This is a genomic window from Pseudomonas nicosulfuronedens, assembly GCF_005877905.1.
In the GTDB taxonomy this organism is placed as follows: domain Bacteria; phylum Pseudomonadota; class Gammaproteobacteria; order Pseudomonadales; family Pseudomonadaceae; genus Pseudomonas; species Pseudomonas nicosulfuronedens.
Genome location: NZ_SWDV01000030.1, coordinates 56,463 through 83,045, shown reverse-complemented (window position 1 = coordinate 83,045; position 26,583 = coordinate 56,463). Strand labels below are relative to the sequence as shown.

At 66.3% G+C, this 26,583-nt stretch carries 26 protein-coding genes; 18 read left to right on the top strand and 8 right to left on the bottom strand.

Translation table 11 applies throughout. The features are described from left to right. Positions 1-13: 13 nt before the first annotated feature. The 12 genes from FAS41_RS21520 (at position 14) to FAS41_RS21465 (ending at position 11,117) form a co-directional block, all read left to right on the top strand. Positions 14-802: an ABC transporter permease gene (locus tag FAS41_RS21520; RefSeq protein ID WP_138525461.1), complete on the top strand. Its 789-nt coding sequence runs from the start codon at positions 14-16 to the stop codon at positions 800-802. Continuing rightward, a complete protein-coding gene (locus FAS41_RS21515; protein ID WP_138525460.1) occupies positions 799-1,647 on the top strand; it encodes an ABC transporter ATP-binding protein in 849 nt (282 codons plus the stop codon). The genes FAS41_RS21520 and FAS41_RS21515 overlap by 4 nt, the downstream gene beginning before the upstream one ends. Further along, positions 1,644-2,645, top strand: a complete 1,002-nt coding sequence (locus FAS41_RS21510; RefSeq protein WP_138525459.1) for a HEAT repeat domain-containing protein — start codon at positions 1,644-1,646, stop codon at positions 2,643-2,645. The genes FAS41_RS21515 and FAS41_RS21510 overlap by 4 nt, the downstream gene beginning before the upstream one ends. Further along, positions 2,642-2,920 (top strand): DUF971 domain-containing protein, encoded by a 279-nt coding sequence (locus tag FAS41_RS21505; protein WP_138525458.1) that lies wholly within the window; start codon positions 2,642-2,644, stop codon positions 2,918-2,920. Before FAS41_RS21510 ends, FAS41_RS21505 begins: the two co-directional genes overlap by 4 nt. A gap of 128 nt (positions 2,921-3,048) precedes the next feature. Then, the gene (locus tag FAS41_RS21500) at positions 3,049-3,753 is read left to right on the top strand and encodes an SDR family NAD(P)-dependent oxidoreductase (RefSeq protein ID WP_138525457.1); all 705 of its coding nucleotides are present in this window, start codon (positions 3,049-3,051) and stop codon (positions 3,751-3,753) included. Positions 3,754-3,844: 91 nt separating this feature from the next. Beyond that, entirely contained in the window at positions 3,845-4,864 is a 1,020-nt protein-coding gene (locus FAS41_RS21495; RefSeq protein WP_138525456.1) for an AraC family transcriptional regulator, read from the top strand. Positions 4,865-5,123: 259 nt separating this feature from the next. Further along, positions 5,124-6,365: a sterol desaturase family protein gene (locus FAS41_RS21490; RefSeq protein WP_138525455.1), complete on the top strand. Its 1,242-nt coding sequence runs from the start codon at positions 5,124-5,126 to the stop codon at positions 6,363-6,365. A 1-nt stretch (position 6,366) separates the two neighbouring features. Next, entirely contained in the window at positions 6,367-6,924 is a 558-nt protein-coding gene (locus FAS41_RS21485; RefSeq protein WP_138525454.1) for a hypothetical protein, read from the top strand. A gap of 148 nt (positions 6,925-7,072) precedes the next feature. Next, positions 7,073-9,004, top strand: coding sequence for a DUF1302 domain-containing protein (locus FAS41_RS21480; protein ID WP_138525453.1), 1,932 nt, complete (start codon positions 7,073-7,075; stop codon positions 9,002-9,004). A 13-nt stretch (positions 9,005-9,017) separates the two neighbouring features. After that, positions 9,018-10,382, top strand: coding sequence for a DUF1329 domain-containing protein (locus tag FAS41_RS21475; protein WP_138525452.1), 1,365 nt, complete (start codon positions 9,018-9,020; stop codon positions 10,380-10,382). Positions 10,383-10,437: 55 nt separating this feature from the next. Further along, the gene (locus FAS41_RS21470; protein WP_138525451.1) at positions 10,438-10,815 is read left to right on the top strand and encodes a hypothetical protein; all 378 of its coding nucleotides are present in this window, start codon (positions 10,438-10,440) and stop codon (positions 10,813-10,815) included. 38 nt (positions 10,816-10,853) lie between these two features. Then, entirely contained in the window at positions 10,854-11,117 is a 264-nt protein-coding gene (locus tag FAS41_RS21465) for a hypothetical protein (protein ID WP_138525450.1), read from the top strand. A 6-nt stretch (positions 11,118-11,123) separates the two neighbouring features. On the opposite strand, the gene FAS41_RS21460 is transcribed toward FAS41_RS21465, so the two are convergent. Both FAS41_RS21460 and FAS41_RS21455 read right to left on the bottom strand, forming a co-directional pair. Continuing rightward, positions 11,124-11,768, bottom strand: a complete 645-nt coding sequence (locus FAS41_RS21460; protein WP_246084914.1) for an alpha/beta hydrolase — start codon at positions 11,766-11,768, stop codon at positions 11,124-11,126. 234 nt (positions 11,769-12,002) lie between these two features. After that, positions 12,003-13,343, bottom strand: a complete 1,341-nt coding sequence (locus FAS41_RS21455; RefSeq protein ID WP_425049039.1) for an OprD family porin — start codon at positions 13,341-13,343, stop codon at positions 12,003-12,005. Positions 13,344-13,979: 636 nt separating this feature from the next. Here FAS41_RS21455 and FAS41_RS21450 point away from each other — a divergent pair. The 3 genes from FAS41_RS21450 to FAS41_RS21440 all read left to right on the top strand — a co-directional run bounded on the left by FAS41_RS21450 (position 13,980) and on the right by FAS41_RS21440 (position 17,191). After that, the gene (locus tag FAS41_RS21450; RefSeq protein ID WP_138525448.1) at positions 13,980-14,477 is read left to right on the top strand and encodes a winged helix-turn-helix transcriptional regulator; all 498 of its coding nucleotides are present in this window, start codon (positions 13,980-13,982) and stop codon (positions 14,475-14,477) included. 12 nt (positions 14,478-14,489) lie between these two features. Then, positions 14,490-15,617 (top strand): HlyD family secretion protein, encoded by a 1,128-nt coding sequence (locus FAS41_RS21445; RefSeq protein WP_138525447.1) that lies wholly within the window; start codon positions 14,490-14,492, stop codon positions 15,615-15,617. 86 nt (positions 15,618-15,703) lie between these two features. Continuing rightward, complete coding sequence (locus tag FAS41_RS21440) at positions 15,704-17,191, top strand: DHA2 family efflux MFS transporter permease subunit (RefSeq protein WP_246084916.1); 1,488 nt, start codon at positions 15,704-15,706, stop codon at positions 17,189-17,191. Here FAS41_RS21440 and FAS41_RS21435 read toward each other — a convergent pair. From FAS41_RS21435 to FAS41_RS21425, 3 genes are all read right to left on the bottom strand, one after another. Continuing rightward, complete coding sequence (locus FAS41_RS21435) at positions 17,185-18,087, bottom strand: LysR family transcriptional regulator (protein WP_138525446.1); 903 nt, start codon at positions 18,085-18,087, stop codon at positions 17,185-17,187. The genes FAS41_RS21440 and FAS41_RS21435 overlap by 7 nt on opposite strands. Positions 18,088-18,160: 73 nt before the next feature. Next, on the bottom strand, positions 18,161-19,360 hold the full coding sequence (locus tag FAS41_RS21430) for an MFS transporter (RefSeq protein WP_138525445.1): 1,200 nt from the start codon (positions 19,358-19,360) through the stop codon (positions 18,161-18,163). A gap of 120 nt (positions 19,361-19,480) precedes the next feature. Continuing rightward, on the bottom strand, positions 19,481-20,386 hold the full coding sequence (locus FAS41_RS21425) for a LysR substrate-binding domain-containing protein (RefSeq protein ID WP_138525444.1): 906 nt from the start codon (positions 20,384-20,386) through the stop codon (positions 19,481-19,483). Between the two features lie 306 nt (positions 20,387-20,692). On the opposite strand from FAS41_RS21425, the gene FAS41_RS21420 reads away from it, so the two are divergent. The 3 genes from FAS41_RS21420 to FAS41_RS21410 all read left to right on the top strand — a co-directional run bounded on the left by FAS41_RS21420 (position 20,693) and on the right by FAS41_RS21410 (position 22,018). Then, a complete protein-coding gene (locus FAS41_RS21420) occupies positions 20,693-20,950 on the top strand; it encodes a YjhX family toxin (protein ID WP_138525443.1) in 258 nt (85 codons plus the stop codon). A 55-nt stretch (positions 20,951-21,005) separates the two neighbouring features. Further along, entirely contained in the window at positions 21,006-21,509 is a 504-nt protein-coding gene (locus FAS41_RS21415) for a GNAT family N-acetyltransferase (RefSeq protein WP_138525442.1), read from the top strand. A gap of 62 nt (positions 21,510-21,571) precedes the next feature. Then, on the top strand, positions 21,572-22,018 hold the full coding sequence (locus FAS41_RS21410; RefSeq protein WP_138525441.1) for a GNAT family N-acetyltransferase: 447 nt from the start codon (positions 21,572-21,574) through the stop codon (positions 22,016-22,018). Between the two features lie 127 nt (positions 22,019-22,145). On the opposite strand, the gene FAS41_RS21405 is transcribed toward FAS41_RS21410, so the two are convergent. The 3 genes from FAS41_RS21405 to FAS41_RS21395 form a co-directional block, all read right to left on the bottom strand. Continuing rightward, complete coding sequence (locus FAS41_RS21405; protein ID WP_138525440.1) at positions 22,146-22,547, bottom strand: DUF2501 domain-containing protein; 402 nt, start codon at positions 22,545-22,547, stop codon at positions 22,146-22,148. A 55-nt stretch (positions 22,548-22,602) separates the two neighbouring features. Beyond that, positions 22,603-23,289 carry an aquaporin Z gene (gene aqpZ / locus FAS41_RS21400; RefSeq protein WP_138525439.1) on the bottom strand — a complete coding sequence of 229 codons (687 nt, stop codon included), beginning with the start codon at positions 23,287-23,289 and terminating at the stop codon, positions 22,603-22,605. 89 nt (positions 23,290-23,378) lie between these two features. Further along, positions 23,379-26,453, bottom strand: a complete 3,075-nt coding sequence (locus FAS41_RS21395) for an autotransporter family protein (protein ID WP_138525438.1) — start codon at positions 26,451-26,453, stop codon at positions 23,379-23,381. Positions 26,454-26,583: the final 130 nt, after the last annotated feature.

Here is a 26,583-nt window from a genome sequence, read left to right as displayed (position 1 = left end):
ACGGAGAACGATGATGAACACCACCACTCTCTCCCGCTGGAGCCTGCGCCTGGTCTCGCTGCTGGTCTGCCTCGGACTCTGGCAGGTGCTCAGCGCACGGCACGTGAACCTCGGTCTGGTCACCTTCGCCAACGTGCCTGGCCCGCGTGACGTACTCGATGCCGCCTGGAGCCTCGCGCAATCGAGCAAGCTCGGCCGCCACCTGGGCAGCAGCCTGCTGCGCGTGCTGGCCGGCTACCTGCTGGCGGCCTTCGCCGGCATTCTCCTCGGGCTGCTCATCGCCCGCGGCCGCTGGGCCCGCGACAGCCTGCTGCCGCCGCTGGAAGTGCTGCGGCCGATCCCCGCGGTGGCATGGATTCCGCTGGCGATCCTGATGTTTCCCAGCTCCGAGCTGTCGATGATCTTCATCACCTTCACCGGTGCGCTGTTCCCCATCCTGCTCAACACCATTCACGGCGTGGAAGCGGTGGACCCACGCCTGCTCGCCTCCGCCCGCAGCCTCGGCGCCGGCCGCCTGGCGTTGCTGCGCGAAGTGGTGCTGCCGGGCGCTGCGCCGAGCATCGTCACCGGCCTGGCCATCGGCATGGGCACCTCGTGGTTCTGCCTGGTCACCGCCGAGATGATCTCCGGGCAATGGGGCATCGGCTACTACACCTGGGAGTCCTACACCTTGCAGAACTACCCCGACATCGTGGTCGGCATGCTGCTGATCGGTGTGCTCGGCATGGCCAGCAGCCTGCTGGTGCGCCAGCTCGGAGCCCTGGTCACACCCTGGCAGCGTCAGGCCGGAGGCAAGCCATGACCCTGCCCGCCAGCGCACCGGGGCGCGTGCGCGTCGACGACCTGTCGATCCACCTGGGCAACGGCCGCGACGCCTTCGAGGCCGTGCAGTCCCTGAGCTTCTCCATCGAGCCGGGCGAATTCGTCTGCGTGCTGGGCCCGTCCGGCTGCGGCAAGTCCACCCTGCTCGGCGCATTGGCCGGGCACCTGACGCCCAGCGCCGGCAAGCTGGAAGTGGACGGTGCCAGCGTCGCCGGTCCCTCGCCCGAACGCGGCATGGTCTTCCAGCACCACACCCTGCTGCCCTGGCGGCGCGTGCGCGATAACGTCGCCTTCGGTCTGAAGATGCGCGGCGTGGCCCGCTCCGAGCGCCATCGCCAGGCCGACGAGATGCTCCAGCTGGTGGGCCTGAACGGCTTCGCCGAGCGCTGGCCGTCGCAGCTCTCCGGCGGCATGCAGCAGCGCGTGGAAATCGCCCGTGTGCTGATCAACCAGCCGCGCCTGCTGCTGATGGACGAACCCTTCGGCGCCCTCGATGCGCAGACACGGATGATGATGCAGGAACTGCTGCTGGACATCTGGACGCGCCTGCGCACCAGCGTGCTGTTCATCACCCACGACATCGACGAGGCGCTGTTCCTCGCCGACCGCATCCTGGTGATGAGCCCGCGCCCCGGACGCATCCTCGAAGACATCCGTCTCGACTTCCCGCGACCGCGCCACGCCGACCTGCTCACCACGCCTGAATTCTCCCGGCTCAAGCGCCACTGCCTGGAACTGCTGCGCCACGAAGACGGCCGCCAGTTGCCACGCCTGACGCCCCTGGGCCTGCCCACTCTTCAACGGATACCGCGATTCGCCATATGACTGCCTTCAACCCCTCTTACCACATCAGCACCGACAACCCCGACATCCTCGACCTGCAACCGCGCCTGCAGGATGCCGACCCCGGCGTGCGCCGCATCGCCCTGATCGAGCTGGCCGACCTGGAGGACCCCGATAGCCTGCCCTGGCTCGCCGCCGCCCTGAGCGGTGACGAAGCCGCCAATGTCCGCGCCGAGGCCGCACGCCTGCTGGAAGCCTGGGAAGAACCCGAGGTGGTGGACGCTCTCTGCCAGGCCCTCGCCGACAGCGACAACGACGTGCGTGAGGCTGCCGCCCAGAGCCTGAGCGAACTGAAGACCCGCGAAGCCGGCGTGCGCCTGCTGCCGTGGGCTACGCACAGCGATATCTTCGTCCGCCGCAGCGCCTTGCGCGCCTTGCGCGAACTGCGCCTGGAGGATGCCGCCGAACCTGCACTGACTGCGCTGGGTGACAGCGACGCGGGAGTGCGCCGTGAAGCCGTGGGCATCCTCGGCTGGCTCAAGCGTACCGACGCCCTGCCCCATCTGGCACGCCTGACTCGCGACGATCCGGACGCCGAAGTCCGCCGCGCCGCTGCCGGCGCCCTCGGCCTGGCCATCGACGCCAGCGTGCTGCCGGCCCTGCAAGCCGCACTGGCCGATCCGGCCTGGCAGGTGCGCGAGGAAGCCGCCGGCACCCTCGGCAAACTGGCCCTGACGGGTGCCGGCGAAGCACTGGTCAAGGCGCTGCAGGATGACTTCTGGCAGGTGCGCCTGCGCGCCGCCCGCTCGCTGGGCAAACTACGTTACCTACCGGCGCTGCAAGGCCTGACGGTCGTGCTCGGCCACGGCATCAGCAACCTGCGCAAGGAGGCCGCGCTGGCCCTGGGCGAGCTGGGTAGCGGAGACGCCGTGGAGGCGCTGCGCAACGCCGAGAACGACGGCGACCCGGAAGTCCGCAAGGCCGTGCGCATCGCACTCTCTCAGTTGGAGCAAAAGCCGCCGCTGGGGCAATCGGCATGAACACCCCAGTCGCCCTGCACCGCTCCAGCGCCGAAGGTGAGCTGCGCATCCGCTGGAGCGACGGCGTCGAACAGTGCATCGCCTTCGCCCGCCTGCGCGGCGCCTGCCCTTGCTCGCAATGCCGGGCATCGCGCCTGCAAGGGCGCATCGACCTGGTAACGGCTGGCGTCGGCCTGCAGCAACTGAACCTGCAGGGCTACGGCGTGCAACTGGTGTTCGACGACGGCCACGACCGTGGCATCTATCCCTGGGATTACCTGCGCGGTCTGGCCTGAACCGGACGCTCATGCAGATGACGCGCTGGCGCATCCAAACTGGCGTGCAGGAACATGCCGCGCGGCGGCAGGGTGATTAGCGTTCGCACCATACCCACAAGAACGCCAACCACCGAGCGCTATTCACCATGCATCCATCGCTTTCCCCGCGCGTCATCGCCATCACCGGAGCCTTCGGCAACCTCGGTGCGGCGCTGGCCATCCAGGCCGCCGAGGCCGGCGCGCAGCTTGTGCTGATCGACCGGGCCGAGACTCCACCCGTTGACTTCCGCGCCCCCGACGGCGCCCTCCTGCTGACCGGTATCGACCTCGCCTCGCTGGCCGATGCCCAGGCGGCTGCGCGCCTGATCGACGAACGTTTCGGCCGGCTCGATGCGCTGGTGAACGTCGCCGGAGGCTTTGCCTGGCAGACCCTGGCCGAAGGCGACGTGGAGTGCTGGGACCGCCTCTACACCCTCAACCTGCGCACCGCCCTGTGCGCTTGCCAGGCGCTGCTGCCGCTGATCCGCCAGTCCAGCGCCGGGCGCATCGTCAACCTGGGCGCCGGCGCTGCCAGCCGGGCCGGCTTCGGCATGGGCGCCTACGCCGCCTCCAAGGCCGGCGTGCTGCGACTGACCGAAAGCCTCGCCGATGAGTTGAAGGACCAGGGCGTCACGGTCAACGCGGTACTACCGAGCATCATCGACACGCCACAGAACCGCGCCGCCATGCCCGAGGCGGACTTCGGTCGCTGGGTCACAGCCGACCAGCTGGCGGGCGTCATTCTCTTCCTGCTCGGCGATGCGGCCGCCGCCATCACCGGCGCCGGGATTCCGGTCAGCGGCCGCGTCTGAGCGTGCCGACGGACGCCGCTGGCCTAGGCGGCGCCCGACTTGCTAGATTGCACCCGCTCTCCAACCGGACCACCGGACCGCCCCACACGCCATGCATCCCGCCACCGCCAGTGCCGCCTTCGTCAATCACGTGCTGAACACCGCCGAGCAATACGGCTGTGACGGCGAACTGCTGCTGAACGAAATCGGCTTGCAGCGCGAACGCCTCGCCGACCCGATCCTGCGTATCCCCATGCACCAGTTGCGGGCCCTGCTGGAGCTGTCGGTACGCATGAGCGGCCTGCCGCACTTCGGCCTGCTGGTGGGCGCAGCGGTGCGTCCCGGCAGCTATGGCGTTCTGGGTGCGGTATCGATGACCAGCGCCACCCTGGGCGAGTCCATGAGCATGATCCGCCGCTTCGGCAAGATCGTCTTCGACAGCCCGTCGAGCCAGACACACATCGTCATAGGGGACGGCCGCGTACTGCTGGAAGACCAGCGCATCACCGAACTGGAACCCTACTGCGCCTGCCAGCAGGACGCCGTGCTGGCAGGCTGGACGGCCTTCGGCCGCTGGCTGATCGGCAGCAGCGCGCCGCTGCTGGAAGTGCAGATGATCCACGCCGCGCAGGGCGACGCCGCCCTGTACGACGAGTTCTTCGGCTGCCCCGTACAGTTCAACGCCCCGCGCAACGCACTGGTGTTCCCCGAGGCGATGCTCGCTGCACGCATCCAGGGCGCCGACCCGCGCACCCACAAGAGCCTGCTGCTGGAGGCGGACCTGCAACTGGGTCGCTCCTACGCACCGCTCTCGGTGATCGGGCGCCTGCGGGCACTGCTGATCGAGCACATGCCCGGCGGTGAGGTCAGCCTGGAGGCACTCGCCAGCGAACTGGCCATGTCGCCGCGTACCCTGCAGCGCAAGCTGGCCGCCGAAGGCGAAAGCTTCTCCCAGGTGCTGGAAACCATGCGCATGGAGCTGGCCGATCATTACCTGCGGCGGACCGATTCCAGCGTCATGGAGATCGCCCTGATGCTCGGCTTCTCCCAGGCCAGTGCCTTCAGCCACGCCTTCCGCCAGTCGCGCGGCATCTCCCCGGCAGACTTCCGCAAGACCCTGCGCAGCGCCTGAGCCCCGGTGCCGGGCACTGACGTAGGGCGCATAACGCCCCAAGCGTTATCCGCCGGCCTGCAGGCCTTGTGCACACGGCGGATAACCGCAAGCGGTTATTCGCCCTACGTGAGTCAACCCAGGCCGCCGCTATACCACCTCATCACCCGTCCGAATTCCGAGAGGATTGACGTCGCGCGACATGCGCTCTGGCGCCCTGCATCACGCCCGCTTCTCGGCAGCGCGTTAGCCTCCTCGCATCATAAGAAGGAGGCAGAACATGCCCAACATGATCGTCTACGCCGTGCCGGCATTCCTCGTGCTGCTGCTGGTCGAACTGCTCTGGAGCTTCTGGCGGCGGCGCCAGACCTTTGCCCTGGCCGACAGCCTGTCCAGCGCCTCGCTGGGGCTCAGCGGCCAGGTCATCAACCTGTTCGTGCGTGCCCTGAACTTCGGCGTCTACCTGCTCGCCTACCAGTACCTGGCGTTGTTCGACCTCTCCACCTCACACTGGTGGGTCTGGGCCATCGGCCTGCTCGGCTACGACCTCTGCTACTACTGGCACCACCGCATGGGCCACGAGGTGAACCTGGTCTGGGCCTCCCACGTGGTGCACCACTCCAGCGAGGAGTTCAACTACTCCACCGCGTTGCGGCAGACCAGCACCGGCTTCCTGACCAACTGGTTCTTCTACTGGCCGCTGGCGCTGATCGGTATTCCGCCGACCGTGTTCATCGTCGCCGGCGCGGTGATCCTCGGCTACCAGTTCTGGATCCATACCCGCCACATCGGCCGCCTGGGCTGGTTTGACTACTGCTTCGCCTCGCCGTCCAACCACCGCGTGCACCATGGCCAGAACGCCTACTGCGTGGACAGGAACTACGGCGGCGTGCTGATGCTCTGGGACCACCTGTTCGGCACCTTCGCCAAGGAACGCCCAGAGTCGGAAGAGCTGATCATCTATGGCATCCACGGCCAGCTGAAGACCTTCGATCCGCTCAAGGCGAACTTCCACAAGTACCGCGACCTGCTCGCCGACGCCCGCCTGGCCGATAACTGGAAAGACCGAATCCGCGTCTGGTTCGCCCGCCCCGGCTGGCGCCCGGCCGCCGCGCAGCGACTCGATCCGAAGCCGCCCCATGACATCAGCGCCTTCCGCATCTACCGCCCGCGCATTTCCGCCGCCACGGCCTTCTACTGCCTGCTGCAGATGCTGTTGCTGATGGTGCTGGGCATGGGCTTCCTGGCCTTTGCCTACCAGTTGCCGCTGGCCGGGAAAATCCTCGGCGCGGTGTGGCTCATCGCTTCCCTCTGGGTACTCGGCCGTAGTCTGGAGAACGCACCGGGCAACGGGCGCTGGCAGCTGCTGTGGCTGGGATCGCTGGCCATTCCGGTGGCCCTTGCGCACCTGCAATGGGGCCTGCCGGTGGCCTGGGCAGTGGCGCTGTTCGTGGGCGCAACGCTGGGCCTGCTCGGCATGCTGCTGCGTTCGCTGCGCCAACCGCAACCGCTGGAGGCCTGAGATGAATACCAGCGTGATCTGCGAGCTGTTGCTGTGCGCCGCCAGCCTCTGGGCAGCGCTGGACAGCCTGAAGAATAAACACGGCTGGCGTGCCCTCGGGTTCGCCCTGATCGCCGTGACCGCGCTACTCGGCGCGCTGGTCTATGGCGGCCTGGAAGCGACACGGCCGGCGCACCAGGCGATGACCAGCCTTTCCGGACGCATCGCCTTGCTGCTGATCGCCATCGGCAGCCTGCACGGCGTCACCCGCCATCTGCTACTGGCCGCCCTCGCCGCGCTGATGCTGTGGCTGCCGGACAACCTGGCGCTGGCCGGCAACCTTCTGGCACTCATCACCATCGCCTGGCCCAGCCGGTCGCAACGCTGGCCGCTGGCGATGGCCGGTGCCCTGCTGTTCGTTCTCGCCGGCCTGGGTATCGCCGGTCGGGGCGAGTGGCAAGGCATCCCGCGCGTGGACCTTTATCACCTCACGCTGATGCTGGCGACGCTGTGCTGGACGCTCGCACGGCTGCGCGGCACGCGCTGGCTGCCTGGCAAGCCAGCTTCCCTCGCCCGCTGAGCAAGGGCGCTACCCGCTACTGGAGACCTACGCCCGGCGTGAACGCAACACGCCCATTGCCTTCGCAGAGCACTATCCGAAGGGGCGCCGCCACGAGGCCCCGTCTGATGACACACACAATAAGAACCCGTCGTTGGAGTAGCCTCACATGACCACCAGATCCCGCAAGCGTCGCTTGCAGACCGGGTCCGCCTTTGCCTGCGTTTTACCCCTGATGCTCAGCGGCCAGTCGAAGGCCGTCGAATTCAGTTTCCTCGACAACCAGCTCAGTGGCTCGCTGGACACCACCGTGTCCTACGGCGCGCTGTGGCGCGTGCAAGGTCAGGACAAGACCAACAACGACGTCAACAGCAACGACGGCAACCGCAACTTCAGCACCGGCCTGGCCTCGGAGGTGTACAAGATCACCTCGGACCTGGAGGCCACCTACCAGAATTACGGCCTGTTCATGCGCGGCTCGGCGTTCTACGACACGCAGATCATGGACAAGCGCAACGACTACTACGACCACAACGAGCCGCCACAGCCGTCGCAAAGCTACCCGCACAACGACCACTTCACCGACGCTACCCGCGACACCGCCGGCCACCGCGCGGAAATCCTCGATGCCTACCTCTACGGCAACTGGGATATCACCGATCATCCGCTGAGCGCGCGGCTGGGCAACCAGGTCTTCAACTGGGGCGAAGGCGTGTTCTACCGCGGTGGCATCAACACCACCAACCCGGTGGACGCCGCCAAGTTCCGCCTGCCCGGCTCGGAGCTCAAGGAAGTACTGATGCCCGTGGAGGCAGTCAGCTTCAACGTCGGCCTCACCGACAGCCTGTCGATGGACGCCTTCTACCAGTGGAACTGGAAGGAAACCCGCCTCGACCCGGCCGGCACCTTCTTCTCCGAGACCGACCTCTTCGCCGACGGCGGCAACACCGGCTATACGCGGGTGAAGGCGCTGTCCGACCCGACCTTCCAGAGCCTCTACCCGATGCTCTCGGCCAGCCACTTCGCCGGCCTGCAGGGCACCGACTACCTGGACCAGAACGGCTACTTCAAGGTCAGCCACATCGGCCAGGACATCAACGCCAAGAACGACGGCCAGTTCGGCGTGGCCTTCCACTACATCGCCGAGCAGCTCAACTCCACCGAGTTCGGCTTCTACTTCGTCAACTACCACGCCAAGGATCCGGTGATCTATGCCGACCTGAACAAGAGCTACGCCGGGCTGGACATGGACCAGTTGGCGCAGCTGGTCGGCTCGCCGTCCTACGACGCGCTGGTGCAAAGCGGTGGGCAGATGCTCGGCCTGATCAACGCCGCCGCCGCAGTGGACATGGCCAACCAGGCTAACGCCCGCCGCGAATATGTGGAGAACATCCGCATGTACGGCCTGAGCTTCAACACTACCCTGGGCGACGCTTCGCTGTTCGGCGAGATCGCCTACCGGCCCAACCTGCCCATCGGCGTGGCCACCACCAACGACCTGCTCGGCGACATGCTCGCCCAGGCCGGGAAGATCGCCGACGGGCAGAAGGTCAATGTCGGCGGGCAGATGGTCGGCCTCGGCGGCGCGGTCCACGACTACGAGCGCGTCGAGTCCTTCAACAGCTCGCTGGGCACGATCTACAACTTCGGCCCGTCGCTGTCCTTCGACTCGTTCATGGGCGTGTTCGAAGTGGCCGCCGAGCAACTGCGCGGCAGCAGCCTGCAATACACCGCGTATGACGGCAGCACACGCTACTACTCCGGGCGCAGCAATGGCGCGTACGTCTCCGGATTCGACCGCAGCGACCAGGTCAACCGCAACGCCTACGGCGCCACCCTGCTGCTGACCGGCACCTGGAACGATGTGTTCGCCGGGGTCAACCTCTCGCCCTACGCCGTCTACAAGGACGACTTCAGCGGCAACTCGCAGCAGGCTGGCAACTTCATCGCCGGGCGCAAGGCCTACACCCTGGGCCTCAAGGCCACCTACCTGAACAGCCTGGAAGCCGAGCTGCAGTACACCGAGTTCTACGGCGCCGGCCAGGAGAACGCCGCGCGCGACCGCGACAACGTCGGCTTCAACGTCAAATACTCCTTCTGAGCGGAGATTCACCATGGGCAACATCCGTACCCTGGCCGGCGCCGTGGCGCTGGCCCTCACCGCCAGCGGAGCGCTGGCGGCGGTCTCCCCGCAGGAAGCGGCCAGGCTGCAATCCACCCTCACCCCGCTGGGCGCGGAAAAGGCTGGCAACGCCGCCGGCAGCATCCCCGCCTGGACCGGCGGCATCACCCAGGCCCCGGCCGGCTTCAAGCCCGGCCAGCATCCGATTGACCCGTACGCGGCGGACAAGCCGCTGTTCACCATCACCAAGGCCAACCTGGGGCAGTACAAGGCCAACCTGACGCCCGGCCAACTGGCGATGTTCGACAACTACCCGGACACCTTCCAGATTCCGGTGTACCCGACCCGCCGCAGCGGCTCGGCGCCGCAGTGGGTCTACGACAACACGTTGAAGAATGCGACCAGCGCCAGGCTGGCCGAGAACGGCAACGGCTTCGTCGATGCCTTCGGTGGCATTCCCTTCCCGATTCCACAGAGCGGTGTGGAGGCGGTGTGGAACCACATCGCCCGCTATCGCGGCACCTTCATCGTGCGCCGCTCCGCCGAGGCCGCCGTGCAACGAAACGGCGATTACTCGCCGGTGGTGACCCAGCAGGAAGCACTGTTCAAGTACTACCAACCCGGCGGTAACTTCGAAGGTCTGGGCAACCGCATGTTCTACTTCCTCGCCTTCACCAAGAGCCCGGCGCGCCTGGCCGGCAGCGCCGCGCTGGTGCACGAGACGCTGGACCAGGTGAAGGAACCGCGCCAGGCCTGGGCCTACAACGCCGGCCAGCGCCGTGTGCGGCGCGCGCCCAGCCTGGCCTACGACACGCCCATCGCCTCGTCCGATGGCCTGCGCACCGCCGACGACACCGATATGTACAACGGCGCGCCGGACCGTTACGACTGGAAGCTGCTGGGCAAGCGCGAGATCTACATCCCCTACAACAACTTCCGCCTCGCCAGCGGCGAAGTGAAGTACAAGGACCTGCTCACGCCCAACCACCTCAACCCGCAATACACTCGCTACGAGCTGCACCGTGTGTGGGTGGTCGAAGGCACGCTCAAGCCAGGCGCGCGGCACATCTACTCCAAGCGCGTGCTGTTCCTCGACGAAGACAGCTGGGGCGCCGCCGAAGTGGATCAGTACGATGGCCGAGGCGAGCTGTGGCGCGTGTCCATGGCCTACCTGCGCAGCTACTACGAGCTGCCCACCACCTGGACCTCCATCGACGTCTTCCACGACCTGCAGGCGCGCCGCTACGTGGCGATGAACCTCGACAACGAAGAGCCGGCCAGCATCGATTTCACCCAGGCGCTGCCGGACGGCGAGTACTTCAGCCCCTCGGCATTGCGCCGCCGCGGCACCCGCTGACCCTCGACCCCGCGGGGCGCTGCGCCCCGCCAACCGCTGCAAGGAACTCCGATCGATGTCCAGACCCGCCCTCACCCTCAAATGGTTCGGCTGCTACCTGATGCTGCTGGGCCTGGCACTGATGCTGCTGCCCAACCTGCTGCTCGGCCTGTTCCACATCGCCGCCACGTCGGAGGTGTGGATACGCATCGTCGGCGTCCTGGCGTTCAACATCGGCGTCTACTACCTCGCCGCCGCCCGCAGCGAGTCGCGGCCGCTGTTCCTCGCCTCGGTGTATACCCGCACCCTGGTGCTGGCCAGCTTCGCGATCTTCGCCCTGCTGCAACTGTGCGAGCCCATAGTGGTGCTGTTCGGTGCCGTGGATTTCTGCGGCGGCCTCTGGACGCTGCACGCCCTGCGCACGGAGAACCGCGCACGCGCCATCAGGAACTAGACTTGCTGCTTTCCGCGTCACCAACGGAGGCCGCCGCCATGCAACCTGTCACGCTCACTTTCGCCACTTGCCTCGCACTCCTGGGTGCCCTGGCTGGGTATGCCCAGGCCGAGGGCGACGTCGCCAAGGACGTGCGCGAGCTGCACCGCGATCTCGACAAGGGTGTCGACCACGACGCCAAGGAGATCGACAAGGGCTACAAGCACGACAAGCACGAGGTGGACAAGACCGATGACCACCTCGACAAGGAGCGTCACAAGGAAGACAAGCACCTGGACAAGGAAATCAAGAAGGACCTCTGATCCTGTCTAGGTCGCCGTGCGCTGCAGGTGCTGGAGCACCCTCTCGACGGCCTTCTCCAGGCAACCCTTGAAGAAATGGTCGGCGCCGGCATAGAGCAGCACTTCGCGCTGGTGGGGCCGCGCCCAGGCCAGCAGGTTGGCCAGCGGCGCCATCTCGTCCGCCTCGCCATGCAGCAGCAGGCACTCGGCCGGCACCGCCTGCGCTTGGTAGTCGCGGCCGCCGGGAACCGTGCCCACCGGCAAACCCATCAGCACGATGGCATCCGCTGGCGGTGACAGCTCGCTGGCCACGCGGGCGAACACATAGGCGCCGAAGGAAAAGCCCACCAGCGCCAACGGCAGGCGGGGATACTCATTACGCAGATACGCGATCACCGCGAGCATATCCTGCGCTTCGCCGATGCCTTCGGCGTACGCGCCTTCGCTGCCCTCCACCCCCCGGAAGCTCGGCCGCACGGTCAGCCAGCCAGCACTGCACAGTTTGCGCGACAGGGTCAGCGGCACGCGGTGCTTCGGGCTGCCGCCCAGCAGCGGCTGCGGATGACTGATCAGGGCGATGCCCCGCACCGGCATGCCCGGCCGGTCGATCAGCAATTGCAGCTTGCCCACCGGGCCATCGATCAGTTGCGTGCGGCGCTCTTCTTCGGACATCGACTCTTCTCGCGGGGCGGGAACGGAGCGCCGATTGTAGCGCCCCGCCCGCATTCCAGGCTCGCAGAAGACCGCCCTGCAAACCGGGAATATCTGCGCGTGGCGTCGGGTCCTGTAGGAGCGAGCTTGCTCGCGAACCGCTTGATGCTGGAGCGGCCGGGCAATCCATTCGCGAGCAAGCTCGCTCCTACGAAGAGCTCCTGGGGCAGCACCCAGCAAGGTGCTGCGTTGGCGTTACAGGATCGACAGCGGGTAGTCGACGATCAGGCGGAACTCGTTGACGTCGCCCTCGGCCTGGTCGGCATTGCCGCGGTGAATCGCCTCGCGCAGACGGAACGACAGGTCCTTCGCCGGCCCGGACTGCACCACGTACTTGGCTTCCAGGTTGGTCTCGTGGTGCTTGCCGTCCTCGCCGTAGCCATAACCGCGATACTCGCTATCGGCGGCCATTTTCGTGCCGTCGATGCCGTGGCCGTTGACGTAGCGGGCCATGAAGCTCAGGCCGGGAATACCGTAGGTGGCCATCGCCAGGTCATAGCGCAGCTGCCAGGACTTTTCTTCCGGACCGTTGAAGTCCGAGTACTGGATGGAGTTGGCGAGGAAGATCGAGTCGCCGGTATCGCCGGGGCCGTTGACGCCGAAGGCCACGTAGTCGAACGGCGTGTCGCCGTGGACCTTCTGGTAAGCCAGCGTCAGGGTGTGGGCGGTGAGGAAGGTATACGCGGCGGCGGCAGACCAGGTGGTGTTGCTGATCTCGCCGGCCTTGGCGCTACCGTCGTCGTTGGTGCGGTAGATGTTGAAGTCGAAGTTCAGCGACTGGTCGTCCGCCAGCGGCAGCGTGTAGTTGGCGTTGCCGTAGTACTGGCGCCACACGTCTTCGAGCTTGGAGGCATAGAGCGAGAAGTTCAGCGTGTCGTTGACCGCGTACTTGCCACCCACGTAATCGATGCTGCTGGCCTCGACGTTGGCGTAGGAGGCCCAGATGCCGTGGTCGCCGTTGGTGGTCACCGGGCCGTTGCCGCCGGTGAAGTGGCCGCCGTCCAGGTCAAGCCCGGCGATCTCGCTGCTGAGCACGTTGAAGCCAGTGGCGGTCTGCGGGAACAGCCGGGTACCCCCGGCGGCGAACACCGGCGCGGTAGGTTGCAGGTCGCCCCAGCGCAGTTCGGTCTTCGACACGCGCAGCTTCACGGCGCCGCCGGCACGGCCGTATTCGCTTTCCGGCGAGCCATCGTCACGCACCGGCAGGTTGCCAGTGCCGGAGGTACCAGCGCCGCCATCCAGGCGGATGCCCCAGTTGCCGAAAGCCTCGACACCGAAGCCGACCGTGCCCTGGGTGAAGCCGGAGCTGTAGTTCAGCGTGAAGCCCTGGGTCCAGTCCTTGCGGTCACCGGCACCGGACTTGCGGTCGCTGTTGTAGTAGTAGTTGCGCATCAGCAGCAAAGCCGTGCTGCCTTCGATGAAGCCGGTGGCTTCGGACTGGTCGGAAACGACGGCGGCGTGCGCCAGTTGGAACGGCATACCGATGATCGATGCGCTGACGCAGGCACCGAGCAATGAGAGTCGGAACGCGGACATCTGCTACCCCTTTGTTGGTCTTGTCTTGGCAGGTCTATCGTTTTTAGTGCGAATAACTTTCTTATGTTTCCCCGCCATAGGCAGAGCGAGCGAAGAAATAACAATCCGCTGCTCCACCCTCCAACCAGCCTTGTCGATAGTTGATATCGAGACGAATGATTCAGCATTTGCCGCTATCGCCATTAAGCTTGCGCCCCGATGAAGAACATGAGTCCCGGATGCCCGCTCCAGAGCGTCCGGCCGATTGCTCCACTTCATCATCCTTTGGTTTGGCCGCCTCCCCAGGCGGCCTTTTTTTGCCTGTTGGAAAGTTATGGAACAGACGTTCCAGGCCATTTCCCGGATAATTATCCCGACCACTTCCAGAGTTGTTCGGACGGTACTTCCCGGTAACTTCCCCTGAACTTCTCCGGTAAGGTTCCGCAGGATCAGGCAACGCTTGTGCCTACCGGAAGTTCACCCGACACACCGTTCATCCCCTGTGCCATTCCTCCCGCGACGAGTCACTTGCGCAAAGCAAGTGACCGCTTTAGATTACACCCATAATCTTTTCCATCCAGACCTCGCCTGTCGCCTTGCAGGCCCGTTACAGGGCGGCCCGATTAGATGATGGCTTTAATTCAAATGGATTCAATCATGCGCAGAACCACCTTCGAACACCTGCCCTGCCCTGTGGCTCAGGCGCTGGATCTGATTGGCGACAGCTGGAACGTGCTGATCCTGCGCGAAGCCTTCTACGGTTCCACCCGCTTCGACCAGTTCCTCGCACGATTGGGCATTGCCAGCAACGTCCTCACCCGCCGCCTGCGCGCCCTGGTGGACAGCGGCCTGCTGCAACGCAGCCAGTACAACGATCACCCGCCCCGCTACGAGTACCTGCTTACCGAGAGTGGACGCGACCTGCGCCCGGTGCTGCTCACCCTGCTGCAATGGGGCCAGCGCCACGCCGGCATGGCCAGCACCGCCGAGCTGGTGGACACCCGCAGCGGCCAGCCGGTGCACATCGCCCTGGTGGACGCCGACAGCGGCGAACCTATCGGCCCGCAGCACCAGATCCATCGCCGCGAAGGCGACCGACTCGTCCCCGTCCATCACCGTCCCCAAGCCGCCCTTCCCCACGTAGATCACGCCTGAGCGAGCACTGCCATGAACCAGTCCGTTACCCTTCCCGCCTCGCCGGCCGTCGATACGGCCAGACCGAAATCGCGCAAGGCCCTCAAGCTCGCCGTCGCCACGGCTGCCTTGCTCGGCGTCGGCGCCTACGCCGGGCACTGGTGGCTCGACGGGCGCTTCCTGGAAAAGACCGACGATGCCTACGTCGGCGGCGACGTGACGGTGATCAGCCCGCGCGTTGCCGGGTACATCGCCGAGCTGAAGGTGAGCGACAACCAGCTGGTGCACGCCGGTGACCTGCTCGCCCGCATCGACGACCGCGATTACCGCGCCGCCCTGGCCAAGGCCGAAGGCGCAGTTCACGCCGAGGAAGCGGCGCTGGGCAATGTCGACGCCCAGGCCTCGCTTCAGGACGCGCTGATCCGCCAGAGCCAGGCGGAGATCGATGCGGCTACTGCCGAGGAAGTACGCACCCGCGACGACCAGCGCCGCTATGCCACCCTTGTACGCACCAACGCCGTGTCGGTAGAAGCCGCGCAACGCGCCGATGCCAGCTTCAAGTCCGCCCGCGCCAACAGCGACAAGGCCCACGCCAGCCTGCTCGCCGCGCGGCGCCAGCTGGACGTAATCCACAGCCAGCGGCAGCAGGCCCTGGCCGCGCTGGAGCAGGCCGTCGCCGCCCGCGACCTGGCGCGCCTGGACCTCGGCTACACCGAGCTGCGCGCCCCGGTGGACGGCTACATCGGCAACCGTCGGGCACGGGTCGGCAGCTACGTGGCCGCCGGCACCCAGCTGCTCGCCGTAGTGCCGGCGCAAGGTCTGTGGGTGGACGCCAACTTCAAGGAAGACCAACTGGCGCGCATGCAGCCTGGCCAGGCGGTGACCATCGAGGCCGACATCCTCCCCGGCAAGGTCTTCCACGGCCACCTGGACAGCCTCGCCCCGGCCACCGGCGCGCAGTTCAGCATCCTCCCGCCGGAGAACGCCACCGGCAACTTCACCAAGATCGTCCAGCGCGTGCCGGTGCGCGTGCACCTGGACGACGCCGACGGTCGCCTCGGCAACCTGCGCCCCGGCCTCTCCGTGCTGGTGGAAGTGGACACCCGAGCGCACGAGCATGGCTCGGCCGATCAACGCGTCGCCCAGGACACCCGGCCGTGAGCCTTTCGCGCAGCCAGTTCTGGAGCAACGACACGGTGCCGGTGGAAAGCCTTTCCACCGGGCGCAAGGTCATCTCCTTCGCCTGCATGTGCCTGGGGATGTTCATCGCCCTGCTGGACATCCAGATCGTCTCCGCCTCGCTGCGCGACATCGGCGGCGGACTCTCGGCCGGTGCAGATGAGCTTGCATGGGTGCAGACCAGCTACCTGATCGCCGAGATCATCGTCATTCCGCTCTCCGGCTGGCTGTCCAAGGTACTCTCCACACGCTGGCTTTTCGCCGCTTCGGCACTGGGCTTCACCCTCACCAGCCTGCTCTGCGCCATGGCCTGGAACATCCAGAGCATGATCGCCTTCCGCGCGCTGCAGGGTTTTCTCGGCGGCTCGATGATCCCCATGGTGTTCACCACCGGCTTCCTCTACTTCGACGGCAAGCAACGGGTAATAGTCGCCGCCACCATCGGCGCCATCGCCTCCCTGGCGCCGACCCTGGGGCCGGTGGTGGGCGGCTGGATCACCGACATTTCTTCCTGGCCCTGGCTGTTCTACATCAACCTGGTGCCGGGGCTGTTCGTCGCCATCGTGGTGCCGATCATGGTGCGCATCGACAAACCCGACCTGTCGCTGCTCAGGGGCGCCGACTATCCGGCGATCGTGCTGATGGCACTGTTCCTCGGCTGCCTGGAATACACCCTGGAGGAAGGCCCGCGCTGGAACTGGTTCAGCGACGACACCATCCTCGCCACCGCGTGGATCTCCGGCCTCTGCGGCATCGCCTTCATCTACCGCAGCCTGACCGCCGCGCACCCTATCGTCGACCTGCGCGCGCTGAAGGAACGCAATTTCGCCCTCGGCTGCCTGTTCAGCTTCGTCACCGGCATCGGCATCTTCGCCACCATCTACCTGACTCCGCTGTTCCTCGGCCGGGTGCGCGGCTACGGCGCGCTGGACATCGGCCTGGCAATCTTCTCCACCGGCATCTTCCAGATCATGAGCATCCCGCTCTATGCCGCCCTCGCCCGTCGCGTCGACCTGCGCTGGATCCTGCTACTGGGCATGGCGATGTTCACGCTATCGATGTATGAGTTCGCCCCGCTGACCCACGACTGGGGCTCGGCGCAGCTGATGTTCCCGCAGGCCCTGCGCGGCATGGCCCAGCAGTTCTGCGTGGCGCCCACCGTAACCCTGGCCCTGGGCTCGCTGCCGCCGGAACGGCTGAAGCTGGCCTCCGGGCTGTTCAACCTGATGCGCAACCTCGGTGGCGCCATCGGCATCGCCGCCTGCGCCACGGTGCTCAACGACCGCGCCAACCTGCACTTCCTGCGGTTGGCCGAGCACCTGAACAGCGGCAACGAAGCGCTCAACCACTGGCTGGCGCCGTCCATGGATCTCAACGGCGAACCCTCGCAGCAGGCGCTGAAACACCTGTGGGACCTGACTTGGCGCGAGGCACAGACATTGACCTTCGCCGATGCCTTCCTGCTGGTGGGCGCGTGCTTTGCCGTGACCCTGCTGCTGGTGCCGCTGATGAAGAAGATCGCCCCACCGACCCAGCCGAGTGCCGACAGTCACTGAGCCGCGAGGACTTCCTCGAGGAAGGCCACGAAGACGCGGATGCGGCTGGACTCGCGCAGGCTCGGCGGGTACAGGGCATTGATGCTGCCCACCGTGCTGCCGGGGTACACTTGGTAGTCCGGCAGCAGGCGACGCAACCGGCCGCTGCGCACGTCCTGGGCCACCAGCCAGTCGGACAGCAGGGCAATGCCGCCGCCAGCCAGCACTGTCTCTCGCAGGACATCGGCGTTGTTGCTCTGCAACCGGCCCTGCACGTTGAGTGCCCAGGTTTCCTGGCCGTCGCTGCAGGTCCAGGTCGAGTGCGGACCGCCGTAGTCGAAGCGCAGGCACGGGTGCTCCATCAGTTCCAGCGGATGCCTGGGCGTGCCGGCACGTTCCAGGTAGCCGGGGCTCGCCACCAGCCAGCGGTCGAACTGGCCGATGCGCCGGCTGATGATGTCGTCGCTGACCAACGTCGCCCCCAGGCGAACGGACAGATCGATCTGCTGTTTGGGCAGGTCGACCAGTTGGTCGTTCAGCGACAGACTGACTTCCAGTTCCGGATGCTGTGCCAGCAGACGCCCCAGGTGCGGGGCGATGACGCGGCGACCGAACTCCACCGGCACGCTGACCCGCAGTCGGCCCTTGGCCTCGCTGCCGCGGTCACTGACCAGACCATCGGCCTCCACCAGCGCATCGAGGATTTCCACGGCCTTGTCGTAGTAGGCCTGACCGGCCAGGGTCGGGCTGCTGTGGCGGGTGGTGCGGTTGAGCAGTGCGGCGCCCAGTTCCGCCTCCAGCGCAGCCACCTGCCGGGTCACCGAGGAAGTCGCTACCCCGAGCTTGCGGGCCGCCGCCGAGTAGCCGCCACAGCGCACGGTCTCGACGAACATCGACAAGGCCTGCAGTTTGTCCATGGCGGGACTCCGGTAGGGGGAAATCCCGGAGTGTACCCAATCACTTCTGCCGTTGCCTTGCACGCCTGTGCTCTCAGGCGTGGCCTTCACCGCGCAGCAGGAAGAGCAAGGTGGCAATGGCCGGGATCACCGCCGCACCGATGGCGAAAGGTGTCCAGCTGATGGCCTCGTAAAGCAGGCTGGCGACCAGCGAACCCAGCGCGCCGCCGACGAAGATGCTGGTCATATACACCGCGTTCAGGCGCGCCCGGCTATGCGGGTCGAGGGCGTATACCTCGCGCTGGCCGAGCACCATGTTCAGCTGCACGGCGAAGTCCAGCAGCACCGCGCAGACCACCAGCCAGAAGAACCCCGCGCCGGGCAGCGCCCCGAGCAGTAGGGCGAGCGGCGCCAGCAGCAGCGCCACGAGGGTGCCCTTGAAGGTGTGCCCGGCATCCGCCAGACGCCCGGCAATGGGCGCGGCGACGGCACCGACTGCGCCGACCAGGGCGAACAGCGCGACCTGGGTCTGGCTGAAACCGTGGTGGCGGATCAGCTCGATGGGCGCGATGGTCCAGAAGGCGCTGAATGCAGCGAACAGCAGACCCTGGTAGAGCGCACGCTCGCGCAGCACGGCGTAGCGCCGCGCCAGCGAGAACACCGAGCCGATCAGCTGTGGGTAGGTCGCGCTATGGGTCGGTACGCGGCGCGGCAGTGCCACCGCCATCACCAGCGCAATCACCAGCATCAGCACCGCTGCGGCGAGGAACACCCCGCGCCAGCCGAAGACTTCCGCCACCAGGCTGGACACCGGCCGCGACAGCAGGATGCCCAGCAACAGGCCGCCCATGATGTTGCCCACCACACGCCCCCGGGCCTCTTCCGGCGCCAGGTGCGCGGCCAGCGGAACGAGTATCTGCACCGCCACCGAGGTCAGGCCGATCAGCAGCGCGCAGGCCAGCAGCACCGAAGGCGAACTCGCCAGCCCGGCACCGGCCAGGCAAAGCGCGACCGCCAGGGTGAAGCCGATCACCAGCTTGCGGTTCTCCAGCAAGTCCGCCAGCGGCACGAGGAAAAGCAGGCCTATGGCGTAACCGAACTGGGTCAGCGAAACAATCAGGCTGGCGTGCTCGGTAGACAGGCCAATGGCCGGGGCGATCAGCTCGACGATGGGTTGTGCGTAGTAGAGGTTGGCAACCACCGCGCCGCAGCAGAACGCGAGCAAGGCCACCATGGCAGAGGAAAGGGTCGGTTGCGCAGGGGCAGCCGGGAGGGAAGTCGAAGCGGAGTTCATGACCATTCCTTGAGGGGAAAACAGTGGCGCCAGACTATGCCGCCACCCCCTCGCACAGAATCGGTCGGGCCGGCAAAACAGCGGTGCGCGAAACGCAACGCTGCGCGCCGGGGACTGTCTTCAGGCCATGTCGCTTTCGCCGAACTCCTCGGCAAGGAAATCGATCAACGTGCGTACCGAGGGCAGCAGGCCACGGCGCGACGGGAAGATCGCATGGACAATGCCGCACTTGGGCGACCAGCCCGGCAGCAATTCCACCACATTGCCGGCGGCCAGGTCCTCGCGTACCGCCACACGGGGTACGTGGGCGATACCGACGCCAGCCAGCACCGCATTGCGCAACGCCAGCAGGTCATCGGTGACCATCCGTGGCTTGTGCGAAATCAGCAGACGCTCGCCTTCATCGTTGAACAGCTCCCATTGATACTCGCGCTGCATGCCACCCCAGTGCAGGCTGGGCAATTGCCCCAGCCCCATGGGCGAGCTGTCGCCGGCCATGCGTTCGAGCAGTTCAGGGCTCCCCACCAGGCACTGGGTACTGTTGGCCAGCACCTTCATCACCATGTCGGTGTTTTCCAGCGGCGGGAAGCGCACCCGCAAGGCAATGTCGAAACCCTCGTGGAGCAGATCGACGCGGCGGTTGGTGCTCTCGATGAACAGCTCTACCAGCGGGTACTTGAGCATGTAGCGAGTGAGCATCGGCCCGACCCAGGAGTTGAGCAGCGTCGTCGGGCAGGCCAGGCGTACCAGGCCGCGCGGTTCGGCGCGGTTGCGCTCGATTACCTCGGAAGCCCCTTCCGCCTCGATGCGCATCGCCACGCAGCGCTGGTAGTACTCCTGGCCGATTTCCGTCAGCGAGCAGTGCCGGCTGGTGCGGTGCAGCAGGCGAACGCCCAGGCGTTCCTCCAGTTGGGCGATGCGCCGGCTGAGCTTGGACTTGGGGATGTCCAGCGCACGGCCGGCCGCGGCGAAACCACCCTGCTCCACCACCTGGGTGAAGTAATAGAGGGTGTTGAGGTCTTCCATGGATCGTTCTCCGGATGGAACGCTGGCAAAGTCCGGCAGCTTACCGCATCGGGCAGCAGCAGATGAAAGACGAGGCAACAACCTGCGGGTTGATCGCCTTCCCGCCCAGCGCCTAGAATTGCCGCGCCCACCTACGGGCATCCTCTCTGATCCATCGAGGTCCGAATTCATGTTGGAGATAGCAGTAGCCCGATAACCGCAGACGCCTTGCCCAGCAGGCGGGACGGTTATCGATGCGCACAAACACTGGCGGACACCCTCTTGTGCCCGCGGTTTCTACGCACCTACTGCAATCAGGTTTCCACCATGAACATTTCCAGATCGGAACAACGGACCCTGCACGTCCTCGCCAAGGGCGGCCACATTTCCTTCCAGCGCGACGACTCCGGTCGTATCGTCTTCGTCGAGTGCTATACCCGTGACGGATACGTACTGGCCGACTGCACCCTGGCGGTCTTCAGGAAGCTGAAGAACAAGCGCCTGATCCTCTCGCGCGGCGGTTCGCCGTACCGCATCAACGCCAGCGGACTGGGCGCCGTACGCCCACAACTGGACAACCGCTGACAGCCCCGGCCGGGCCGCCAGCGGCTGCCCGGTCGTTTTCACAAGGAATCGCACCATGCAATACGACATCCATCCCGAACGGCCCAACGATGCGGCCATCATCCGTCAGGTGACCGAAGCGGCCTTCGCCGTGGCCGAGCACAGCGACGGTACCGAGGGCGCCATCGTCGATGCGCTGCGCGCGGCCGGCGCGCTCAGCGTGTCGCTGGTCGCCACGCTCGCCGGCGAGGTGGTCGGCCACATCGCCTTCTCGCCGGTCACCCTCGATGGCGCGGACCTGAACTGGTACGGCCTCGGCCCGGTCTCCGTACGACCTGACCTGCATGGCCGAGGCATCGGCGCCGCACTGATCCACGCAGGGCTTGAGCAATTGAAGGCGCTGGGCGCGCGCGGCTGCGTCGTGCTCGGCGACCCACGCTACTACCGGCGTTTCGGCTTCGCCCAGGACGCTGCGATCCGCTATGCGGGTGTACCGCCGGAGTACTTCATGGCCTTGTCGCTGGACGGTTCGACAGCCGCTGGCAGCGTCGCCTACCACCCGGCTTTCTCCGCGTCCTGACGCGGGCCTGGCGGGCCTTTTCGCGAGGCCCGCCCTTTCATCGATCAAAAGAAGGAACGTTCATGAATGCGAGGATTCGCGCGGCCGGCGTGGCCGATATCGACAGCCTTTTCGACATCCGCACCAGCGTGCAACAGAACCACCTGAGCCGCAGCCAGTTGGCCGAACTGGGCATCACCCCGGCGGCACTGAAGGACGCGCTGGAGTCCGGCCCCTGCGCTTGGATCGCCGAGCTGGACGGCATTGCTGGAGGCTTCGCCATGGTGGATCTGGAGTCGGGGGAAGTCTTCGCGCTGTTCGTGCGACCGCACTGCGAAGGCCGGGGGCTGGGGCAGCTATTGCTGGCGGCGGCGGAACAGCAGCTGTTCCGCGAGCACGGGACGATCTGGCTGGTGACCGATGGCGGCGAAGAAATTCGCGCCAATGGCTTCTACCTCAAGCAGGGTTGGACACTGGCCGGGCGCATGGATGAGCGGGATGTGCGTTACGAAAAACATCGCCCTTCGTAGGCAGCAATCAAGCCCGTAGGATGGCGTGGAGCGAAGCGATACCCATCAGCTTCGCCGGGAACCTTTCGATAGGTATCGCTTCGCTCCACCCATCCTACGAACAGACTTGCCTCGGCAATCGGCAGTCTCAAAGCAGCGACTTGCCCTGGCTGAGGACCTTGTCGCACACCTGCTTGGTGACCTTTTCCTTGATGCCACTGCCGGACAGGTCGAGGCTCTTGCCGTCGCTGCCGGTCAGGATGCCCTTGGCGCCGTCCTTGTAGCCGCTGTCGCTGGTAGTGGTATTGCCTGGCAGTTTGCCCAGCAGCTTGTCCTTCACCTGGGTCGCCGCATCGGCGTTGAGGTAGTTGTTCTTGGCGCAGTACTCCAGCAAGCCGGCGACGTTGCCACTGCTGCCGGACGACACCGACGACAGGTTGCCAAGGCCGCCGAGGCTACCGGCAACATCGCCAAGGGAGGCTGCCTGGGCCAGCGTCCAGGGCAGCAGTGCGGCGGCAAGAACGGCGGGAATCAGTTGACGGGCATTCATGACGATCTCCTGGTTGCAGACGACGTGGCGCCAAGCGCCACAGCGAGTGTAGACATCAACGGCCACGGACCACGCGATAGACCAGCGCCCCGAGGCTGCCGCCGACCAGCGGAGCGAGCCAGAAGGCCCAGAGCTGTTCCAGTGCCCAGGGTGCGGCGTAGAAAGCCACGGCCAGGCTGCGCGCCGGGTTCACCGAGGTGTTGCTGACCGGGATGCTGATCAGGTGGATCAGCGCCAGGGTCAGGCCGATGGCCAGTGGCGCGAAGCCCGCCGGAGCGTCACGGTCAGTGGCGCCCATGATCACGAAGAGGAAGATGGCGGTCATGATCACTTCGCAGAGCAGTACTGCGCCCAGACTGTAGCCGCCGGGCGAGTGATCGCCGTAGCCGTTGGCGGCGAATCCGCTGGCTGCGTCGAAGCCGACCGCGCCGCTGGCGATCAGGTACAGCGCGCCGCCGGCCAGCAGACCTCCGACGAGCTGGGCAAGGATGTAGGGCAGTACGTCGGCGGCCGGGAAGCGACCGCCAACCATCAGGCCAACGCTCACCGCCGGGTTGAGGTGACAACCGGAGATCGGGCCGATCGCGTAAGCCATGGTGACGACGCTGAGGCCGAAGGCCAGTGCGACGCCGAGCAGCCCGATGCCATGCTCCCCGAAGTTGGCGGCGAGAACGGCGCTGCCGCAGCCGCCCAGGACCAGCCAGAAGGTGCCGATGAGTTCGGCGGCAAGTTTCCTGTACATGATCGTCTCCCTGGTACCGGAGCACCGGTTCCGCACGGAATATCGAAGGGGAACGGGAGGGCGTCAGTGCCCTCCCCGTGGGTCTTTGCCTACCAGAGGTAGCGGTAGCCCAGGGTCACGGCCCAGGGTTGCTCGAGGTGGTCGCCCTTGGCGTAGTCCACTTCCAGCGAGACCTTCTGCTGGCGGCTGACCTGCAGTGCCGCACCGGCCCCCAGTTCGCCGCGCGAGCCGGGCAGCTCGTTGTTGAGCTTCTCGCCGTTGACGCGGACATGGGTGTTGCCGGCCAACTCGTCGATGTAGGACGCGGTGGCGTAGGCCTGCAGACGCATGTCCCGGTCGAGCTGGATTTCCTTGCCGCCGCGCACGCCGAGCCGACCCTGCAGCGAGTCGGTGTCGCTGGCACGCACCTTGAGACCGTCGCTGCTGGTGTAGCGCGGACCTTCGAAGTGGGTGGCGCTGAGCTGCACCTGGGGTTCGACGAACCACTGGTCGTGCAGGTCGATGCGTTTTCCGCCCTCGACACTGACGCCGTAGGCGTCGGCCTTGTAGTCGCCTTTCACCGGCTGGCCGAGGTTGGTCGGGACCTTCACGTCGCCGTCCATGTGGCTGTACTTGATGACGTTGTCCAGGTACCAGCCATCGTCGCGCAGGTAGGTGGCGTAGGCGCCGACGCTGGTGCTGTCGAGATGTCCGCGGCTGCTCTCGGTGAAGCGGATGCGCGACTCACTGGCGCCGACCATGGCGCCCAGGTACAGGCGAGCGCCGTCGAGGTGGATGGCCTTGTCGGCGCCGATCTCGACGCCATCGAGGTTCTGTTCGAAGGCCCGGCCATAGTGCTCGCCCATGCGCATACGCTTGCCGATACCGCGAATCCAGACGCCGCCTTCGTCCTGGCTCAGGCGCAGTTCGCCCAGACGCTGCACCAGGGTGCCGAGCTCGGCGTAGTACAGATTGGCCGCGGCGCTCTGCATACCCAGGGCGACGTTGGAACCCTTGGAGATGATGTCCGGCTGGCTGGTGCCGCCGCCCCCGTTGGAGCCCTGGTCACCGCCGTCGCTGCCTCCCTGGCTGCCACCGTCGGTGCCGCCCTGGTTCCCGCCCGAGCTGCCGCCCTGATCGCCGCCGTCCGTGCCGCCCTGGTTGCCGTTTTCATTGCCTCCATCACCCGGATCAGGAGTGGTCGTCCCGGGCTCACCGCCATCACCGGGCCCCGTGGAGGGCTGGTCGGGGTCTACCGGATCGGTCGGATCGACCGGGTCGACCACATTCTTGCCGGACGCGACCAGGTACCAGTCGTTGCCCTGCTGCTCGAGGGTGTAGCGGTAGGCGCCGGCATCCACATGCTCGCCGTAGAGACTGAAGACACCAGGGCTGCCCTGGGTGCCAACGACGCGCAGTTGATCGCCGCCCGCTTCCTTGCCGCTGTCGGCGACCACCAGGGTATGGGCACCATAAGCCTGGCCGCCCACCAGGATCAGGTCGGTCTGCAGGCTGGAAAGATCGGTGTTCATGTCGAAAGTGCCGGCGCCGGTCAGGTCACCGGTCATCGACAGGGTGTGGTAACCATCGGCGCCGAAGGCAACGGTAGCGCCGTCCACGTCCAGGTTGCTCAGGCTGGAGTCGGCGTTCAGCTGCCAGCGGGCGTTGTGCAGTGTCATGTCGAGCAGGCCCTGGTCGCCGTCCTGCAGACGGGTGTCGCCGTGCAGGTCGCTGCCTTCGCTGGTCAGCTTCAGCGAGCCATTGCCGGCGACATCGGCCAGCAGACCGGAATCCCCGACGTCGAGGCTGGAGTCGGTCAGTGTGGACTGCAAACTGGCGCCCTCGGCGATGGCATAGCCGACGCCGTTGCCGGCCTGCAACTGGCTGCCCGTGGCATTGAAGGTGCCGGCGCTGCCGGTCTGTGCCGTCACCACGGCGGCATCGCTGGTCACGCGGCTGGCGCTCAGGTCCAGTTGTGCCTGGCTGCCGGGCTGGTCGCCCTGGCTGAAGAGAATGGCCGAGCCATTGCTCGAATCGATCTGGCTGGCACTGGCGGCCACCGTCCCGCCGTTGTCCAGGTGGATGCCCGCACCGCCGCTGCCGGTGCTGGAAAGCTGGCTGCCGTCGACGCTGATGGTGCCGGAGGCAGCGGCATGTACCGCCGCCGAGCCGGCGCCGCTGCTGCTCAGGCTGCTGTCGGTGATGCCGATGCTGCCGCCTTCGGCCGTCCAGGCGCCATCGGCCTTGACGCCGCGGGTGGTCACCTGGCTACCCTCGGACAATTCGATACGGGTGCCCTGCCGGGTGTAGAGGCCATGGCTGCCCTCGCCTTCGGTGACGATCTGGCTGTTCTGCACCTGCGCCGAACCGCTGGCGTTGTTGACCATCACCCCGATGCTGGCAGCACCGTGGGTGGTGACGCTTGAGTCCTTCAGGGAGTTCTCGGCGCTGTTGCTGGAGATGTGCACGCCATGGCTGCCCTGCCCGGCAGTTTCCAGGGTCGCGCCGCTGACCTGCAGCGAGGCACCGTTGTTGGCCTGGATGGCGGTGCTGTCATCACCGGAGGTGGAAACCTGGGAATCCCCCAGCGTCAGGGTGCCGTTGTTGTCCAGTAGTACGCCGGCGCTATGGTCGCCCACGGTACTCAGCGCACTGCCGGTGACCTGGGCCGCACCGTTGTTGTGGGCGTGCACCGCGGCGGCGTTGTCGCCGTCGGTAGCGACAACGCCGCGCACCAATGCAACCTGTCCGCCGCTCTGGGCGTCCAGGCCGTAGTCGTTGTCACCGTGGGTACTGACCTGGGAGTCGACGATGTTCACCGTGCCACCGTTGACCTGCAGGCCGAAGCTGCCGGCGCTGTCGACTTCCACGTGGTCGACCTCGTCCTGCTTGCCACTCCACAGGTTGAACAGCAGACCGCCGCCGCTGCCGGTGTTGTGCACCCAGCCACCGTCCATGCTGAATTCCATGTCGTTGACGGTAATGGCGGCCTGGCCGGCATTCACGTCGAAGTGGGCATCGTGCAATTCGCTGGTGTTGTTCTCCCAGGGGGAAAACGACTGCGGGGTATCGAAATCCTCAGCCAGCGACGGCAGCGCCGCCAGCGAAGTGATCACCGCTGCCAGCAACGTGGGAAGAAACGGCGGCGCGTGTCGGCTCGTCGGCGAAAGGTTGCGGGTGTTCATCTGGTAGCCCTCCAGAATCCATGTCTGGCCGGCGCGTGAGCCGGTCTCTGGGGCGATTCTTCTCGGAGCGATGAGCTCCGAAGATGGGAAAGCATTTACCGTTGCGTAGGAAACTTCCTACTCAAATTCT

Coding starts and splice junctions, on each gene's coding strand:
- FAS41_RS21520 (WP_138525461.1), top strand. CDS start 14: ATGAACACCACCACTCTCTCCCGCTGGAGCCTGCGCCTGGTCTCGCTG.
- FAS41_RS21515 (WP_138525460.1), top strand. CDS start 799: ATGACCCTGCCCGCCAGCGCACCGGGGCGCGTGCGCGTCGACGACCTG.
- FAS41_RS21510 (WP_138525459.1), top strand. CDS start 1,644: ATGACTGCCTTCAACCCCTCTTACCACATCAGCACCGACAACCCCGAC.
- FAS41_RS21505 (WP_138525458.1), top strand. CDS start 2,642: ATGAACACCCCAGTCGCCCTGCACCGCTCCAGCGCCGAAGGTGAGCTG.
- FAS41_RS21500 (WP_138525457.1), top strand. CDS start 3,049: ATGCATCCATCGCTTTCCCCGCGCGTCATCGCCATCACCGGAGCCTTC.
- FAS41_RS21495 (WP_138525456.1), top strand. CDS start 3,845: ATGCATCCCGCCACCGCCAGTGCCGCCTTCGTCAATCACGTGCTGAAC.
- FAS41_RS21490 (WP_138525455.1), top strand. CDS start 5,124: ATGCCCAACATGATCGTCTACGCCGTGCCGGCATTCCTCGTGCTGCTG.
- FAS41_RS21485 (WP_138525454.1), top strand. CDS start 6,367: ATGAATACCAGCGTGATCTGCGAGCTGTTGCTGTGCGCCGCCAGCCTC.
- FAS41_RS21480 (WP_138525453.1), top strand. CDS start 7,073: ATGACCACCAGATCCCGCAAGCGTCGCTTGCAGACCGGGTCCGCCTTT.
- FAS41_RS21475 (WP_138525452.1), top strand. CDS start 9,018: ATGGGCAACATCCGTACCCTGGCCGGCGCCGTGGCGCTGGCCCTCACC.
- FAS41_RS21470 (WP_138525451.1), top strand. CDS start 10,438: ATGTCCAGACCCGCCCTCACCCTCAAATGGTTCGGCTGCTACCTGATG.
- FAS41_RS21465 (WP_138525450.1), top strand. CDS start 10,854: ATGCAACCTGTCACGCTCACTTTCGCCACTTGCCTCGCACTCCTGGGT.
- FAS41_RS21460 (WP_246084914.1), bottom strand. CDS start 11,768: ATGTCCGAAGAAGAGCGCCGCACGCAACTGATCGATGGCCCGGTGGGC.
- FAS41_RS21455 (WP_425049039.1), bottom strand. CDS start 13,343: ATGTCCGCGTTCCGACTCTCATTGCTCGGTGCCTGCGTCAGCGCATCG.
- FAS41_RS21450 (WP_138525448.1), top strand. CDS start 13,980: ATGCGCAGAACCACCTTCGAACACCTGCCCTGCCCTGTGGCTCAGGCG.
- FAS41_RS21445 (WP_138525447.1), top strand. CDS start 14,490: ATGAACCAGTCCGTTACCCTTCCCGCCTCGCCGGCCGTCGATACGGCC.
- FAS41_RS21440 (WP_246084916.1), top strand. CDS start 15,704: ATGTGCCTGGGGATGTTCATCGCCCTGCTGGACATCCAGATCGTCTCC.
- FAS41_RS21435 (WP_138525446.1), bottom strand. CDS start 18,087: ATGGACAAACTGCAGGCCTTGTCGATGTTCGTCGAGACCGTGCGCTGT.
- FAS41_RS21430 (WP_138525445.1), bottom strand. CDS start 19,360: ATGAACTCCGCTTCGACTTCCCTCCCGGCTGCCCCTGCGCAACCGACC.
- FAS41_RS21425 (WP_138525444.1), bottom strand. CDS start 20,386: ATGGAAGACCTCAACACCCTCTATTACTTCACCCAGGTGGTGGAGCAG.
- FAS41_RS21420 (WP_138525443.1), top strand. CDS start 20,693: ATGAACATTTCCAGATCGGAACAACGGACCCTGCACGTCCTCGCCAAG.
- FAS41_RS21415 (WP_138525442.1), top strand. CDS start 21,006: ATGCAATACGACATCCATCCCGAACGGCCCAACGATGCGGCCATCATC.
- FAS41_RS21410 (WP_138525441.1), top strand. CDS start 21,572: ATGAATGCGAGGATTCGCGCGGCCGGCGTGGCCGATATCGACAGCCTT.
- FAS41_RS21405 (WP_138525440.1), bottom strand. CDS start 22,547: ATGAATGCCCGTCAACTGATTCCCGCCGTTCTTGCCGCCGCACTGCTG.
- aqpZ (WP_138525439.1), bottom strand. CDS start 23,289: ATGTACAGGAAACTTGCCGCCGAACTCATCGGCACCTTCTGGCTGGTC.
- FAS41_RS21395 (WP_138525438.1), bottom strand. CDS start 26,453: ATGAACACCCGCAACCTTTCGCCGACGAGCCGACACGCGCCGCCGTTT.